The sequence below is a fragment of the Variovorax sp. WDL1 genome, assembly GCF_001541225.1.
Taxonomy (GTDB): domain Bacteria; phylum Pseudomonadota; class Gammaproteobacteria; order Burkholderiales; family Burkholderiaceae_C; genus Variovorax.
Map to the genome: position 1 here is coordinate 14236 of NZ_LMTS01000286.1, position 14481 is coordinate 28716.

A 14481-nucleotide genomic window follows, 5' to 3' on the forward strand; every position below is an offset into this window, starting at 1 on the left:
GGATTGCAGCATGTCATCCGTGAGTGTTTCGTGACGGCCGACGCGCAGGGCCGCGGCCTGGGCTTCTTTGCGCTGGTGGGCGGGTCGGTGCTGGGCGCGGCCGTGCAGCTTCAGCAGCCGGCGCTGTGGGAGCCCACCGCGTATGCCGGGCTGCTGCTGGCCGCCGCGGCGGGCTGGATGGTGCTGCGCCGCGCGCGATGGTGGTTCCTGCCGCGCCTGCTGCTGCCGTCACTGCTGCTGGCCGGCGCGATGGCCGGGGCTGGTCTTGCGGGCTGGCGTGCCTGCGCCTATGCGGCCGACGCGCTCGACCCCGCACTCGAAGGCCGCGACCTGGAGGTGCTGGGCGTGGTCGCGCAGATGCCGCAGCAGGGCGATGGCGCGGTGCGCTTTCTCTTCGATGTCGAGAGCGCCCGCTGGGCCGGCGATACCGGGCCGGGCCTGCCGCGCGCGCCCTCGCGCATCGCGCTCGGCTGGTACGCCGACAACACCGGCCTTTGGGGGCGCGCGCCCGAGCAGGCCACGCGCGCCGAGCCCACCGCGCCGCCAGGCCTCGTGCATGCGGGAGCGCGCTGGCGCATGACGGTGCGACTGAAGGCGCCGCACGGCAACCTGAACCCGCATGGCTTCGACCAGGAACTGCGGCTCTGGGAGCAGGGCGTGCAGGCCAGCGGCTACGTGCGCACGGGCGCGCGGGATGCGCGGCCGCAGCCGCAGGGCCAGACCTGGCGCCATCCGGTCGAGCGTGCGCGCGAGGCCGTGCGCGACGCGGTCTTCGAGCGGGTGGCCGAGCGCCGGCAGGCCGGCGTGATCGCGGCGTTGGTCACGGGCGACCAGAACGCGATCGAGCGTGCCGACTGGGACGTGTTCCGCGCCACCGGCGTCGCGCACCTGATGTCGATCTCGGGCCTGCACATCACGATGTTCGCCTGGCTGGCCGCCTGGGTCGTGGAGGCGGCCTGGCGCCGCAGCGGTCGCCTGATGCTGTGGCTGCCCGCGCCGCATGCGGCGCTGATCGGCGGGGTGCTGCTGGCGTCGCTGTATGCGCTCTTCAGCGGCTGGGGCCTGCCCTCGCAGCGCACGGTGTGGATGCTCGCCACGGTCGCGCTGCTGCGCCTTTCGGGACGGCAGTGGCCCTGGCCCTTCGTCTGGCTGTTCACCTGCGCGGTGGTCGTGGCCGTCGATCCCTGGGCGCTGATGCAGGCGGGCTTCTGGCTCAGTTTCGTCGCGGTCGGCGTCCTGTTCGCCACCGGGTCCGCGCAACCCGACCGGCCAGGCCCTGCCGCGCGCCTGGCGCGCATGGTGCGCGAGCAATGGGCGGTGACGGTGGCGCTGACGCCGCTCAGCCTGCTGCTCTTCCAGCAGGTCTCGAGCGTCGGGCTGCTTGCCAACGCCGTCGCCATTCCCTGGGTCACGCTGGTGCTCACGCCGCTCGCCATGCTTGGGGTATTGCTGCCGCCGCTATGGGACGTCGCCGCCCGCGCGGTGCAACTGCTGGCGCTGGTACTGCAGTGGCTTGCCGGACTGCCGCTGGCCACGCTGTCGGCGCCAGCGCCTGCGCTCTGGGCCAGCGTCGCCGGCGTGGCGGGCGGGCTGCTGCTGGCCATGCGCCTGCCGTGGGCGCTGCGCGTACAGGGGCTGCCGCTGCTGTTGCCCGCGCTGCTCTGGCAGGCGCCGCGGCCGCCGGCGGGCGAGTTCGAGCTGCTGGCCGCCGACATCGGGCAGGGCAATGCGGTGCTTGTTCGCACCGCCAGCCACAGCCTGCTGTATGACGCCGGCCCGCGCTACAGCCTCGAAAGCGATGCCGGCCACCGGGTGCTGGTGCCGCTGCTGCGCGCGATGGGCGAGCAGCTGGACACCGTCGTCCTGAGCCACCGCGACAGCGACCACACCGGCGGCGCGCCGGCGGTGCTGGCGATGCAGGCCGGGGCCGCGCTGCGCAGCTCGGTCGAGGCCGGGCATCCGCTGGAGCAGCTGCGGCCGGTGCAGCGCTGCGTAGCGGGCCAGGCCTGGACCTGGGACGGGGTGCGCTTCGAGATCCTCCATCCCCAAGAGGCTGACTATGCCCGCTTCACCAAGCCCAACGCGGTCTCCTGCGTGCTGCGCATCGGCAACGGACGCGCCGCCGCGCTGCTGGCCGGAGACGTCGAGCGCGTGCAGGAGGCCGCGCTGACCGTGCGCGCGCCCACCCTGCGAGCCGATCTGCTGCTCGTCCCGCACCACGGCAGCAAGACCTCGTCGAGTCCCGTGCTGCTCGAGGCCGTGCAGCCGCGCATCGCGCTGGTCCAGGCCGGCTACCGCAACCGCTTCGGGCACCCGGCCGCCGAGGTGACGGCGCGCTATGCACAGCGCGGCATTGCCGTCGTCGACTCCGCGCGTTGCGGCGCCGCCCGCTGGTCCAGCACGCAGCCCGGAGCCGTGCGCTGCGAACGGCAGGAGGGCCAGCGCTACTGGCATCACCGGCTGCCGTGAATGCCGTGCAGGCGCCGCATGCGGGTTAGCGTGAGCACGGCCTCTGGCCTTGAACTTGCTAAGCTACGGACAAGGAGATCGGTCGCCCATGCACAAATTCGACGAGATGTACGAGCAGCTGCCCTATCAAGGCGCCGCGATCCGGAATCACTACAAGCGCTACGACCAGTGGCTCGCGAAGCAGCCCCCTGAAGTGATGCGTTCGCGGCGCGAGGAGGCGGAGATGATCTTCCGCCGGGTCGGCATCACCTTTGCCGTCTACGGCGCGAAGGACGAGGACGGCTCGGGCACCGAGCGACTCATTCCCTTCGACCTGCTGCCGCGCATCATCCCCGCCCACGAATGGGAGCGCATGGAAAAAGGCCTGGTGCAGCGCGTGACCGCGCTCAACCGCTTCATCCACGACGTCTACCACGAGCAGGAAATCATCAAGGCTGGCGTGATTCCGTCGGACCAGATCTTCAACAACGCGCAGTACCGGCCCGAGATGGTGGGCGTGAAGGTGCCCAACGACGTCTACTCGCACATCTCCGGCATCGACATCGTGCGCGCGCCCGACGCCAGCGGCAACGGCGAGTACTACGTCCTCGAAGACAACCTGCGCGTGCCCAGCGGCGTGAGCTACATGCTCGAGAACCGCAAGATGATGATGCGGCTCTTCCCCGATCTCTTCAGCCAGAACCGCGTTGCTCCGGTGGCGCACTACCCCGACCTGCTGCTCGAAACCCTGCGTGCTTCCGCGCCGCCGGCCACTGCCGAGCCCACGGTGGTGGTGCTCACGCCCGGCATGTATAACAGCGCCTACTTCGAGCACGCCTTCCTCGCCCAGCAGATGGGCGTGGAACTCGTCGAGGGCCAGGACCTCTTCGTCAAGGACGACTTCGTCTACATGCGCACCACGCGCGGCCCGCGGCGCGTGGACGTGATCTACCGCCGCGTGGACGACGACTTCCTCGACCCCGAGGTGTTCCGCCCGACCTCGACGCTGGGCTGCGCCGGCCTGATGCGCGCGTACCGCGAGGGCAACGTGGTGATCTGCAATGCCGTCGGCACCGGCGTGGCCGACGACAAGTCGATCTACCCCTACGTGCCGAAGATGATCGAGTTCTACCTTGGCGAGCAGCCCATCCTCAAGAACGTGCCGACATGGATGTGCCGCAACAAGGACGACCTCGACTACACCCTGGCCCACATGAAGGACCTGGTGGTCAAGGAAGTCCATGGCGCCGGTGGCTACGGCATGCTGATCGGCCCGGCCGCGACGCAGGCCGAGATCGAGGACTTCAAGAAAGCCGTGATCGCCAAGCCCGACGGCTACATCGCGCAGCCCACGCTGAGCCTGTCGACCTCGCCCACCTTCGTGGAGTCGGGCATCGCGCCGCGGCACATCGACCTGCGGCCCTTCGTGCTCTCGGGCAAGGAGGTGCAGATGGTTCCGGGCGGCCTCACGCGCGTGGCGCTCAAGGAAGGCTCGCTGGTGGTCAACTCCTCGCAGGGCGGGGGCACCAAGGACACCTGGGTCCTCGAGGCCGACCGGCGGGGCAAGCCGCGCAACGGAGAGCCGGGCCAGGCCGAGACCGAGACCCGGACGCAAACCCAGACGCAAACCCAGTCGAGCTGATCAGGAGAGCACCTGTCATGTTGTCACGCACTGCCGATCACCTCTACTGGATGTCGCGCTACACCGAGCGGGCCGGCGAGATGCCGAAGGCATTCGCGGGGGCGACTGACAACTGCGCGAAGCGCTTGTCATGTCTCCACCAAAACACGCCAAAGCGCGATAGCGCTTTCGGGGTTTGAGGCCATTACAGGGAACCGCCACATGCTCTCACGCACTGCCGATCACCTCTACTGGATGTCGCGCTACACCGAGCGGGCCGAGAACACCGCCCGCATGCTCGACGTCAACTACCAGACCTCGCTGTTGCCGCAATCGGCCGAGGTTGCCAAGTACGGCTGGCAGGGCCTGCTGTCGATCAGCGAACTGCTGCCGGCCTTCAACGAGAAGTACGACCAGATCACACCCGACCGGGTGATGGAGTTCATGGTCAAGGACGAGTCCAACCCTTCGTCCATCCTCTCCTGCCTGCGCGCCGCTCGCGAGAACGCGCGGGCCGTGCGGGGCGCGCTCACCACCGAATCGTGGGAGACGCAGAACACCACCTGGCTCGAGGTCAACCGCATGCTGCGCGCCGGCGACTTCGAGCGCGACCCGGGGCAGTTCTTCGAATGGGTCAAGTTCCGCTCGCACCTGTCGCGCGGCGTGACCGTGGGCACCATGCTGCAGGACGAGGCTTTCCACTTCTCGCGCCTGGGCACCTTCATCGAGCGCGCCGACAACACGGCGCGGCTGGTCGACGTGAAGTTCCATGCGCTCAACAGCGAGTTCTTCGGCACCGCCACCGAGGAGGACCAGGAGTACGACTTCTATCACTGGAGCGCGATCCTGCGCAGCGTCTCGGCCTTCGAGGTCTACCGCAAGGTGTACCGCGACGTGATCAAGCCCGAGCGCGTGGCCGAGCTGCTGATCCTTCGCGCCGACATGCCGCGCTCGCTGCATGCCAGCCTGATCGAGGTAGTGAACGATCTCCAGAAGGTGCAGAACGACCAGAGCGCCGAGACCCAGCGGCGCGCCGGCAAGCTGCTGGCCGACCTGCAGTACGCGGTGGTCGACGAGATCCTCGCGACCGGGCTGCACGCTTACCTGACGCAGTTCCTCGACCGGGTGAACGACCTGGGCTGGCGCATCAGCCAGGACTTCCTGGTGCCGGGACACTGAACGAGTTAATCCCGAGCGGGCGGGGGGTCCGCCTGCGGTAAGGCGCAAGTCTTATCGACTTTCATCCATCGACTTTTGGAGGGGGTGCGCTTCATTGCTGCCCCGCCAAGGCTTGGGCTATCTTCCCCGGCACACAGAGCAAGGCTCGTGGAGTTGCACTGCGCGCTTCGCGGTGTAGTGCCTTCATCGCATGGCGGCCGATCGACGAGGCCGCATATGCGGCTGATCCGTCGACGCTCGTCCACCAACTCGGCATCAGCCCCGCTGACGGCGCCGACATCCATCTGCTCTTGCGCCTGCCCGGCACCTGGGCCTGAAGGCGCAGTGATCGAGCCCGCCCACCAGGGCCTCGGTGGCCGTCGCGTGCAGCAGCTCGCGGCGCACACTGAGGGCAGCGCCGTGAGCGGACGGCGGAGGTCAAGACGGGCAAGCGGCGGATCGTCGAGTGCCTGTTGAGCCCGATGCAGCGGGCGCGAACGAGCGCATGCGGGAGCGGTGAGGGGCAGTGCAGGACGCGAAAGGAGAGAAGAAGCATGGATATTCGAGATGTTCCCCTTGGCCTATGGCTGAGCGTGTCCTTGACGGTCCTGGTCGTGGCTTGGTTTCTCGGCGAGGACGCGGCCGGGGAGCGACGGCATCGGCAGCTTGTGTGGCTGGAGCGGATCCTGTTGTGGGGTATCGCCCTTGCAGCGGTGCTGGGGGCGCTTGGATATGCCATGTGGAAATGGGTGGAGTGATCCCGAGCCTGCCCCGCTTGCCATCACGCTGGATCTGAACCTGGTGTCCCTCGGCGTGTCCGGATAGACAGCCGCCGGCGCTGGCATGCTTCGCAACCCCGAGGCTCGTTCAAACCAGCGTCGCCCTGCGCACCGCCAATTCCCAGCGCCCCATCTTCTCCTCGGCCTTCTCCCGGCTCAGTGTCGGGATGAAGCGACGCTCGATGCGCCATTGCTTCGACAGCTCCCCGGTATCGCGATACACCCCCGTCGACAGCCCCGCCAGGTAGGCCGCGCCAAGCGCCGTGGTCTCGATGACCTCAGGCCGCACCACCGGAATGCCCAGCAGGTCGGCCTGGAACTGCATCAGCAGGTCGTTGACGGCCGCGCCGCCATCCACCCGTAGTTCCGCCACCGGCGTGCCTCCCGCGGCCACGGCGTCGCGGCTCATCGCCTGCAGCAGCGCGGCGCTCTGGTAGGCGATGCTCTCCAGCGCCGCGCGCGCAATGTGCGCCACGGTGGTGCCGCGCGTCAGGCCGGTGATGGTGCCGCGCGCATCTGCGTTCCAGTAGGGCGCGCCAAGCCCGGTGAAGGCGGGCACCATCATCACGCCGCCGGCATCGGGCACGCTCTCGGCCAGCGCCTGTACCTGCGCGCTGCCCTGGATGGCCTTCAAGCCGTCGCGCAGCCACTGCACCACCGCGCCGCCGACGAAGACGCTGCCCTCCATCGCGTACTGCGGCGGCATGCCGGCCGTCTGCGCGGCGCTGGTCACGAGCAGGCCGTTGTGCGAAGGCTGGAAGTCGCCGCCCGTGTGCATCAGCAGGAAGCAGCCGGTGCCGTAGGTGTTCTTGGCCATGCCGGCCTCGAAGCAGGCCTGGCCGAAGAGGGCGCTCTGCTGGTCGCCGGCCACGCCGCCGATGGGCAGTGGGCGGTCGAACAGGCCAGCGTCGGTGTCGGCGAAATGCGTGCTCGAGGGCTTGACCTCTGGCATCAGCGAGGCGGGGATGTCCAGCGCCTTGAGCAGGTCGGCATCCCACCGGTGCGCGTGCACGTTGAAGAGCATGGTGCGCGAGGCATTGGTGACGTCGCTCACATGCTGCTTGCCGCCGGTCAGCTGCCAGATGAGCCAGCTGTCGACGGTGCCGAAAGCCAGCTCTCCGCGCTCGGCCGCTGCGCGCACGCCGGGCACGTTGTCGAGCAGCCAGCGCAGCTTGGTGCCGGAGAAGTAGGCGTCGATCACCAGGCCGGTCTTCTGCTGGATGGTGTCGCTCATGCCGTCCTCGCGCAGCCTGGCGCACAGCGGCTCGGCGCGACGGTCTTGCCAGACGATGGCGTGATGCACGGGCTGCCCGGTCCTGCGGTTCCACAGCACAGTGGTCTCGCGCTGGTTGGTGATGCCGATCGCATGGATGTCGCTCGCCTTCAGCTTCGCCTTGGCGAGCACCTCGTGCGCCGTGGCCAGCTGGCTGCGCCAGATCTCCATCGGGTCGTGCTCGACCCAGCCGGGCTGCGGATAGATCTGCGTGAGCTCCTTCTGGGCGAGGGCGACGATGCGCCCCTCGCGATCGAACACGATGCTGCGGGAACTGGAGGTGCCCTGGTCGAGGGCGAGCAGGTAGGTCATGGCATGTCCTCGGTCAATGGTCGCGCGCGATCTCGCAGCGGACCTGCGCCTGCGCCAGCAGTTCGGGGAAAGGCGGCGGCGGCTCGGCATCGGTGAACAGGCAATCGATCTGCGACAGCTTGGCCAGCTCGATCATCGCCGGCCTGTTGAACTTGCTCGCATCGGCCGCGAGCCAGACCTCGCGTGCCTGCGCAATGATGGTCTGCGCCACCTTCACCTCGCGCAGGTCGAAGTCGCGCAGCGTGCCATCGGCCTCGATGCTGGAGACGCCGATCAGCGCGATGTCGACCTTGAACTGGCGGATGAAGTCGACCGTGGCCTCGCCCACGATCGCGCGGTCGCGCAGCCGCACCGAGCCGCCGGCCACGATCACCTCGCAGTCCGGGTTGTCGCTCAGGATGGTCGCCACGTTGAGATTGTTGGTGATCACGCGCAGCCCGGTGTGCCGCAGCAAGGCCTTGGCAATGGCCTCGGTGGTGGTGCCGATGTTGAGGATCAGCGAACAGTCGTTGGGCACCCGCGCTGCCACGGCGCGCGCGATGCGCGCCTTGCCTTCGGCATGCAGGTTCTCGCGCTGCTGGTAGCCGATGTTCTCGGTGGTCGAGCTCGGCACCCGCACGCCGCCGTGAAAGCGCCTGAGCAGCCCCTCGTCGGCCAGGCGCTGCACGTCGCGGCGCACCGTCTGGAGGGTCACGCCGAGCATGTCCGCCAGCTGTTCGACCGTGACCGAGCCGCGCGTGCGCACGGTGTTGAGGAGCTTGAGTTGTCGGGGATTCGAATTCACGCGAATGGAACAGAGCGCAGGGCGCGCTACTTTAGAACGAAAGAAAACGAATGGACGCAAGGGTTAACGAGTAGGAAAATCGCGCCATAAGGAACCAAAATGAAAAAAACCGAAAACGCCCCTGGCGAAATTCGAACCATCCAACCCCAGACCGTGAGCGCAAGCCCTTCATCCTCGTCAGCCGCCGTGGCCGCCTTCGACGTGCTGATCGTCGGCGGCGGCATCAACGGCTGTGGCATCGCTCGCGACCTGGCCGGCCGCGGCTGGCGCGTGCTGCTGTGCGAGAAGGACGACCTCGCGGCGCACACCTCATCTTCTTCCACCAAGCTGATCCACGGCGGCCTGCGCTACCTCGAGTACTACGAGTTCTCGCTGGTGCGCAAGGCGCTGCAGGAGCGCGAGGTACTGCTGCGCAGCGCGCCGCACATCATGTGGCCGCTGCGCTTCGTGATGCCGCACGACCCTTCGATGCGGCCGGCCTGGATGGTGCGGCTCGGCCTGTTCCTGTACGACCACCTGGCCCGGCGCGAGGTGCTGCCCGGTTCGCGCTCGGTGGACCTGCGCGCGCACGCGGCCGGTGCGCCGCTCAAGCCACAGTTCAAGCGCGGATTCGTCTATTCGGACGGCTGGGTCGACGATGCGCGGCTGGTGGTGCTCAATGCGCTCGACGCGCGGGACAAGGGCGCCGAGGTGCTGACGCGCACGCGCTGCCTGAGCGCGCAGCGCGATGCCGATGGATGGACCGCCGTGCTCGAGGGCCCGGATGGCCGGCGCACGGTGCGCGCCGGCGCGGTGGTGAACGCGGCGGGGCCCTGGGCCGAGTCCTTCCTGCGCGGCGTCGCGCGGCCTTCGCAGGGCGAGGCACTGGCCACCCGGCACCTGCGCCTGGTGAAGGGCAGCCACATCGTCGTGCCGCGCCTCTTCACCCACGACCACGCCTACATCTTCCAGAACCCCGACAAGCGGATCATCTTCGCGATCCCCTACCAGGACGCCTTCACGCTGATCGGCACGACCGACATCGAGCTCAGCGGCGACGACCCCGGCGCGGCGCGCATCGGGGCGGACGAGATCGAATACCTCTGCACCCAGGCCAGCCGCTATCTCGAGAAGCCGGTCTTGCCGGCGGACGTGGCCTGGACCTACTCGGGCGTGCGGCCGCTGCTCGACGACGCTTCTGGCGATCCCTCCGCGGTGACGCGGGACTACATGCTCGAATCGAACACGACCGCGGCGCCGCTGCTGTCGGTCTGGGGCGGCAAGATCACGACCTTCCGCAAGCTCTCCGAGGATGCGGCCGACGAGGTGGGCCGCATGCTCGGCGAATCGCGTGCCGCCTGGACCGAGGGTGCCTTCCTCGCCGGCGGCGACCTGTCGGGCTGGATCGGCGCCGCCACCCGTCCCGACGAGGACTTCGAGCGCTTCGTGGCGGCCGTCCGCGCGAAGCATCCCTGGCTCGAGGGCGCGCTGGCGCGCCGGCTCGCACGGGCCTATGGCGCACGCATTGCCACGGTGATCGGGGACGCGCAATCGATGAACGATATGGGCCAGGCCGTGGCCCCAGGCCTGCACGAGCGCGAGCTGCGCTACCTGCAGGACGAGGAATGGGCGTGCAGCGGAGACGACGTTCTGTGGCGGCGCTCCAAGCTGGGCCTGTACTACACGCCGGAACAACGAGAACGTGTCGGTGCCTGGATGCAGCAGCAGGCCCGCACCCCCAGGCAGCAGGAAGGAGTTGCATGCAGCTGACACTCGAGCGCGTCACCAAGAAGGTGGGGGCGCAGACCTGGCTCTACGAGCAGAGCATCGCGCCGAGGCACGGCGCGGTGACGGTGCTGCTCGGCGCCACGCAAGCCGGCAAGACCAGCCTGATGCGGTTGATGGCCGGGCTCGACACGCCCACCTCGGGCCTGGTCCTGGTCGACGGCAAGGACGTGACCGGCGTGCCGGTGCGCGAGCGCAACGTGGCGATGGTCTACCAGCAGTTCATCAACTACCCCTCGCTGCGGGTGGCCGAGAACATCGGCTCGCCGCTGAAGCTGCGCGGCGAGAAGAACATCGAGGCGCGCGTGCGCGAGCTGGCGGACAAGCTGAGCATCGGCATGTTCCTCGACCGCTACCCGGCCGAGCTCTCCGGCGGCCAGCAGCAACGCGTAGCGCTGGCGCGCGCGCTGGCCAAGAATGCGCCGCTGGTGCTGCTCGACGAGCCCCTGGTCAACCTCGACTACAAGCTGCGCGAAGGCCTGCGCGAGGAGCTTACGCAGCTCTTCGCCACCGGCGACTCGACCGTGATCTACGCCACCACCGAGCCCGGCGAGGCCTTGCTCCTCGGTGGCTACACGGCGGTCATGGATGCCGGCCAGCTGCTGCAGTACGGCCCCACCGCCGAGGTTTTCCACGCGCCGCAGTCGCTGCGCGTGGCGCGCGCCTTCAGCGACCCGCCGATGAACCTGCTGGCCGGGCGCGTGGCGGCCGGCGGCGTGCAGCTGGCCGGCGGCCCGCTGGTGCCCGTGACGTTGCCGGCCGGCGTCGATGGCGCGGTCACCCTCGGCCTGCGTGCCAGTGCGCTGGACGTGCGTCCCGGCGAGGGCGATATCGCCATCCCCGGCAAGGTCGAGCTGGCGGAGATTTCGGGCTCCGACACCTTCGTGCATGTGAAGACCCTGGTGGGCGACCTGGTGGCCCAGCTGACGGGCGTGCACCGCTTCGAGCTCGGGGCGGCGATCACGCTCTACTTTGCGGCGACGCAAGCCTATGTGTTCGACGCCGCCGAACGGCTGGCCCTGGCGCCCGCATGGCGCAGACAAGGAGCCTGAAGGTGGCACGCATCGACCTCGACCTGGCCCATGCCTACCGGCCGAATCCCACGCAGGACAGCGACTATGCGCTGCTGCCGCTCACCATGACATTCCGCGACGGCGGCGCCTACGCCTTGCTCGGCCCCTCGGGCTGCGGCAAGACCACCATGCTCAACATCATCTCGGGCCTGCTGGTGCCTTCGCGCGGCACCGTCAGCTTCGACGGGCGCGATGTCACGCATGCGTCGCCGCAGGAACGCAACATCGCGCAGGTGTTCCAGTTCCCCGTGATCTACGACACCATGACCGTGGCCGAGAACCTTGCCTTTCCGCTGCGCAACCGGAAGATGCCGGCCGAGCAGATCCGCAAGCGCGTGGGCGAGATCGCCGAGATGCTGGACATGAGCGGCCAGCTCAACCAGCGCGCCGCCGGGCTCGCGGCCGACGCCAAGCAGAAGATCTCGCTGGGCCGCGGGCTGGTGCGCAGCGATGTGTCGGCCGTGCTGTTCGACGAGCCGCTGACGGTGATCGACCCCAACCTCAAGTGGCAGCTGCGGCGCAAGCTCAAGCAGATCCACCGCGAGCTCAAGCTCACGCTGATCTATGTGACGCATGACCAGGTCGAGGCGCTGACCTTCGCGGAGGAGGTGATGGTCATGACACGCGGCAAGGCGGTGCAAGTGGGCAGCGCCGATGCGCTCTTCGAACGCCCGGCCCATACCTTCGTCGGCCACTTCATCGGATCGCCCGGCATGAACTTCCTGCCGGTGCACAGCAGCGGCTGGTCGCTCGAAGTGGCGGGCATGCGGCTCACGACGCAGCGCACGCTGCCCGAGGGCGCGCTCAAGCTGGGCATCCGCCCCGAGTACGTCACGCTGGCCGCGCCGAACGCCGCCGGTGCACTGTCGGCGACCGTCGTGCAACTGCAGGACGTGGGCACCCACCAGATGCTGACGGCGCGGGCGGGGGAGAGCGTGATCAAGGCGCGGCTCCCATCCGACATGCCGGCGCCGGGCGCAGGCGAGCAGGTCTGGCTGAAGGTGGTGGACGCGCACACCTGCTTCTATCGTGACGAGGAGCTGGTCGCATGAATGGAGTGAACAAGCCCGTCAACCAGAAGGCCTGGTGGCTGGTGCTGCCGGTGCTGCTGTGCGTGGCCTTCTCAGCCATCGTGCCGCTGATGACGGTGGTCAACTACTCGGTGCAGGACATCATCTCGCCCGAGCGCCGCGTCTTCGTGGGCACCGAATGGTTCGCCTCGGTGATGCGCGACGACGAGCTGCACGCTGCGCTCTGGCGGCAGCTCGGCTTCTCGTTCGCGGTGCTCCTGGTGGAGATCCCGCTCGGCATCTGCCTGGCGCTCTCGATGCCGGCGACCGGGTGGAGGTCCTCGGCCGTGCTGGTGATCATTGCGCTGTCGCTGCTGATCCCGTGGAACGTGGTCGGCACCATCTGGCAGATCTACGGCCGAGCCGACATCGGCCTTCTCGGCTGGACGCTGCAAAAGCTGGGCATCGACTACAACTACACCGGCAGCGCGACCGATGCCTGGATCACGGTGCTGGTGATGGATGTCTGGCACTGGACGCCGCTGGTGGCGCTGCTGTGCTTTGCCGGGCTGCGCTCCATTCCCGACGCCTACTACCAGGCCGCGCGCATCGACGGCGCCAGCCGCTTCGCCGTGTTCCGCTACATCCAGCTGCCCAAGATGCGCGGCGTGCTGATGATCGCGGTGCTGCTGCGCTTCATGGACAGCTTCATGATCTACACCGAGCCCTTCGTGCTCACCGGCGGCGGGCCGGGCAACGCCACCACATTCCTGAGCCAGTACCTCACGCAGAAGGCCGTGGGCCAGTTCGACCTCGGCCCGGCGGCGGCGTTCTCGCTCATCTACTTCCTGATCATCCTGCTGTTCTGCTTCGTGCTCTACAACTGGATGCAGCGCGTGGGCACGCAGACGGTGGAGGAGCCGAAATGAGCGCCGCGCCGGGCCGCCCCAAGCAAGCTCGCGCCCCCTCGGGGGGCAGCGATGACACGAAGGGCAGAGCGTGGGGGCTTCAATGATGAACGAGCGACGCTTCCGCAAGCGCAGCATCTTCCTGCTGCTCTACATCCTGTTCGCCCTGTTGCCCATCTACTGGATGGTCAACATGAGCTTCAAGACCAACGAGGAGATTCTTTCGAGTTTCTCCTTCTTCCCGCAGCAGTTCACCTGGGCCAACTACGCGCGCATCTTCACCGACGAGAGTTGGTACTCGGGCTACATCAACAGCCTGATCTACGTGGGCATCAACACCGTCGTCTCGCTCACGGTGGCGCTGCCTGCGGCCTATGCGTTCTCGCGCTATTCATTCCTCGGCGACAAGCATGTCTTCTTCTGGCTGCTGACCAACCGCATGACGCCGCCGGCCGTGTTCCTGCTGCCGTTCTTCCAGCTCTACACCACCGTCGGGCTGATGGACACGCACCTGGGCGTGGCGCTGGCACACCTGCTCTTCAACGTGCCGCTGGCGGTGTGGATCCTGGAAGGCTTCATGAGCGGCATTCCGCGCGAGATCGACGAGACGGCCTACATCGACGGCTACTCCTTCCCGCGCTTCTTCCTCACCATCTTCCTGCCGCTGATCAAGGCGGGCGTCGGCGTCGCGGCCTTCTTCTGCTTCATGTTCAGCTGGGTCGAGCTGCTGCTCGCGCGTACGCTGACCAGCGTGAACGCCAAGCCCATCGTGGCGACGATGACGCGCACGGTGAGCGCTTCCGGCATGGATTGGGCGACGCTGGCGGCGGCAGGCGTGCTGACGATCGTGCCGGGCGCGATCGTGATCTGGTTCGTTCGGCACTACATCGCGAAGGGCTTCGCGATGGGCCGGGTCTAGAGGAGACAAGAGATGCTCGAATGGATGGTCTGGACCACTCCGGTGGCGGTTTTCTTCAGCTGCATCGCGCTGATGCTCGTCGGCATGACGATGTGGGAAGTCAAGTCGCCCACCACCTTGCGCCGCGGCTGGCTGCCGATGGAGACCACGCGCGGCGACCGGCTCTTCATCGGCCTGCTGATCGCTGCCTACATCAACCTGGCCTTCATCGGCATCGCAGGCAAGCTCCAGGAATGGCTCGAGCTGGAGGCGGAGCCCTCGATCTGGATCAGCTTCGTGCTGTCGATGCTGGTGCTCGCGCTCGTCATGCGCAAGGGCTGAGCGCACATTCATTTCACGCTGTCCGGCTCTCCGCTTTCCCGGGGCCGGGATCTGCACAACACCGGGAAGCACCTAGGGAAACGCTGATCAATAGACCGCGGCGGGCACGGC

Annotated in this window: 13 protein-coding genes; 11 read left to right on the top strand and 2 right to left on the bottom strand. The window is 68.1% G+C overall.

What is annotated here, in order from left to right:
- Window positions 1–177 precede the first annotated feature (177 nt).
- The 5 genes from APY03_RS34410 (at window position 178) to APY03_RS34425 (ending at window position 5985) form a co-directional block, all read left to right on the top strand.
- Window positions 178–2469, top strand: a complete 2292-nt coding sequence (locus APY03_RS34410; protein WP_443082862.1) for a DNA internalization-related competence protein ComEC/Rec2 — start codon at window positions 178–180, stop codon at window positions 2467–2469.
- 88 nt (window positions 2470–2557) lie between these two features.
- Entirely contained in the window at window positions 2558–4090 is a 1533-nt protein-coding gene (locus APY03_RS34415) for a circularly permuted type 2 ATP-grasp protein (protein ID WP_068684442.1), read from the top strand.
- 17 nt (window positions 4091–4107) lie between these two features.
- On the top strand, window positions 4108–4269 hold the full coding sequence (locus APY03_RS45795) for an alpha-E domain-containing protein (RefSeq protein WP_146039356.1): 162 nt from the start codon (window positions 4108–4110) through the stop codon (window positions 4267–4269).
- 22 nt (window positions 4270–4291) lie between these two features.
- Window positions 4292–5248 (top strand): alpha-E domain-containing protein, encoded by a 957-nt coding sequence (locus tag APY03_RS34420; protein WP_068684444.1) that lies wholly within the window; start codon window positions 4292–4294, stop codon window positions 5246–5248.
- Window positions 5249–5781: 533 nt separating this feature from the next.
- Window positions 5782–5985, top strand: a complete 204-nt coding sequence (locus APY03_RS34425) for a hypothetical protein (protein ID WP_068684445.1) — start codon at window positions 5782–5784, stop codon at window positions 5983–5985.
- Window positions 5986–6094: 109 nt separating this feature from the next.
- Here the strand turns inward: APY03_RS34425 and glpK are convergent, their stop codons facing one another.
- Both glpK and APY03_RS34435 read right to left on the bottom strand, forming a co-directional pair.
- A complete protein-coding gene (gene glpK, locus APY03_RS34430; protein WP_068684447.1) occupies window positions 6095–7591 on the bottom strand; it encodes a glycerol kinase GlpK in 1497 nt (498 codons plus the stop codon).
- A 13-nt stretch (window positions 7592–7604) separates the two neighbouring features.
- A complete protein-coding gene (locus APY03_RS34435) occupies window positions 7605–8375 on the bottom strand; it encodes a DeoR/GlpR family DNA-binding transcription regulator (RefSeq protein WP_068684449.1) in 771 nt (256 codons plus the stop codon).
- Between the two features lie 99 nt (window positions 8376–8474).
- Between APY03_RS34435 and glpD the strand changes: the two genes are divergently transcribed.
- The 6 genes from glpD (at window position 8475) to APY03_RS34465 (ending at window position 14370) form a co-directional block, all read left to right on the top strand.
- The gene (glpD, locus tag APY03_RS34440; RefSeq protein ID WP_083944767.1) at window positions 8475–10124 is read left to right on the top strand and encodes a glycerol-3-phosphate dehydrogenase; all 1650 of its coding nucleotides are present in this window, start codon (window positions 8475–8477) and stop codon (window positions 10122–10124) included.
- Window positions 10115–11191 carry an ABC transporter ATP-binding protein gene (locus tag APY03_RS34445; RefSeq protein ID WP_068684454.1) on the top strand — a complete coding sequence of 359 codons (1077 nt, stop codon included), beginning with the start codon at window positions 10115–10117 and terminating at the stop codon, window positions 11189–11191. The genes glpD and APY03_RS34445 overlap by 10 nt, the downstream gene beginning before the upstream one ends.
- A 2-nt stretch (window positions 11192–11193) precedes the next feature.
- Entirely contained in the window at window positions 11194–12264 is a 1071-nt protein-coding gene (locus APY03_RS34450; RefSeq protein WP_068684456.1) for an ABC transporter ATP-binding protein, read from the top strand.
- Window positions 12261–13151, top strand: a complete 891-nt coding sequence (locus tag APY03_RS34455) for a carbohydrate ABC transporter permease (protein WP_068684458.1) — start codon at window positions 12261–12263, stop codon at window positions 13149–13151. The genes APY03_RS34450 and APY03_RS34455 overlap by 4 nt, the downstream gene beginning before the upstream one ends.
- A gap of 85 nt (window positions 13152–13236) precedes the next feature.
- Window positions 13237–14049 (top strand): carbohydrate ABC transporter permease, encoded by an 813-nt coding sequence (locus APY03_RS34460; protein WP_068684468.1) that lies wholly within the window; start codon window positions 13237–13239, stop codon window positions 14047–14049.
- A gap of 12 nt (window positions 14050–14061) precedes the next feature.
- A complete protein-coding gene (locus APY03_RS34465) occupies window positions 14062–14370 on the top strand; it encodes a DUF2160 domain-containing protein (protein ID WP_068684460.1) in 309 nt (102 codons plus the stop codon).
- The last annotated feature ends 111 nt before the right edge of the window (window positions 14371–14481 follow it).

What these genes read in the sequence shown, in the direction of transcription:
- APY03_RS34415 (WP_068684442.1), top strand. Translation starts at nt 2,558, where the DNA reads ATGCACAAATTCGACGAGATGTACGAGCAGCTGCCCTATCAAGGCGCC.
- APY03_RS34455 (WP_068684458.1), top strand. Translation starts at nt 12,261, where the DNA reads ATGAATGGAGTGAACAAGCCCGTCAACCAGAAGGCCTGGTGGCTGGTG.
- APY03_RS34420 (WP_068684444.1), top strand. Translation starts at nt 4,292, where the DNA reads ATGCTCTCACGCACTGCCGATCACCTCTACTGGATGTCGCGCTACACC.
- glpK (WP_068684447.1), bottom strand. Translation starts at nt 7,591, where the DNA reads ATGACCTACCTGCTCGCCCTCGACCAGGGCACCTCCAGTTCCCGCAGC.
- APY03_RS34460 (WP_068684468.1), top strand. Translation starts at nt 13,237, where the DNA reads ATGAACGAGCGACGCTTCCGCAAGCGCAGCATCTTCCTGCTGCTCTAC.
- APY03_RS34425 (WP_068684445.1), top strand. Translation starts at nt 5,782, where the DNA reads ATGGATATTCGAGATGTTCCCCTTGGCCTATGGCTGAGCGTGTCCTTG.
- glpD (WP_083944767.1), top strand. Translation starts at nt 8,475, where the DNA reads ATGAAAAAAACCGAAAACGCCCCTGGCGAAATTCGAACCATCCAACCC.
- APY03_RS34465 (WP_068684460.1), top strand. Translation starts at nt 14,062, where the DNA reads ATGCTCGAATGGATGGTCTGGACCACTCCGGTGGCGGTTTTCTTCAGC.
- APY03_RS34410 (WP_443082862.1), top strand. Translation starts at nt 178, where the DNA reads ATGGTGCTGCGCCGCGCGCGATGGTGGTTCCTGCCGCGCCTGCTGCTG.
- APY03_RS45795 (WP_146039356.1), top strand. Translation starts at nt 4,108, where the DNA reads ATGTTGTCACGCACTGCCGATCACCTCTACTGGATGTCGCGCTACACC.
- APY03_RS34445 (WP_068684454.1), top strand. Translation starts at nt 10,115, where the DNA reads ATGCAGCTGACACTCGAGCGCGTCACCAAGAAGGTGGGGGCGCAGACC.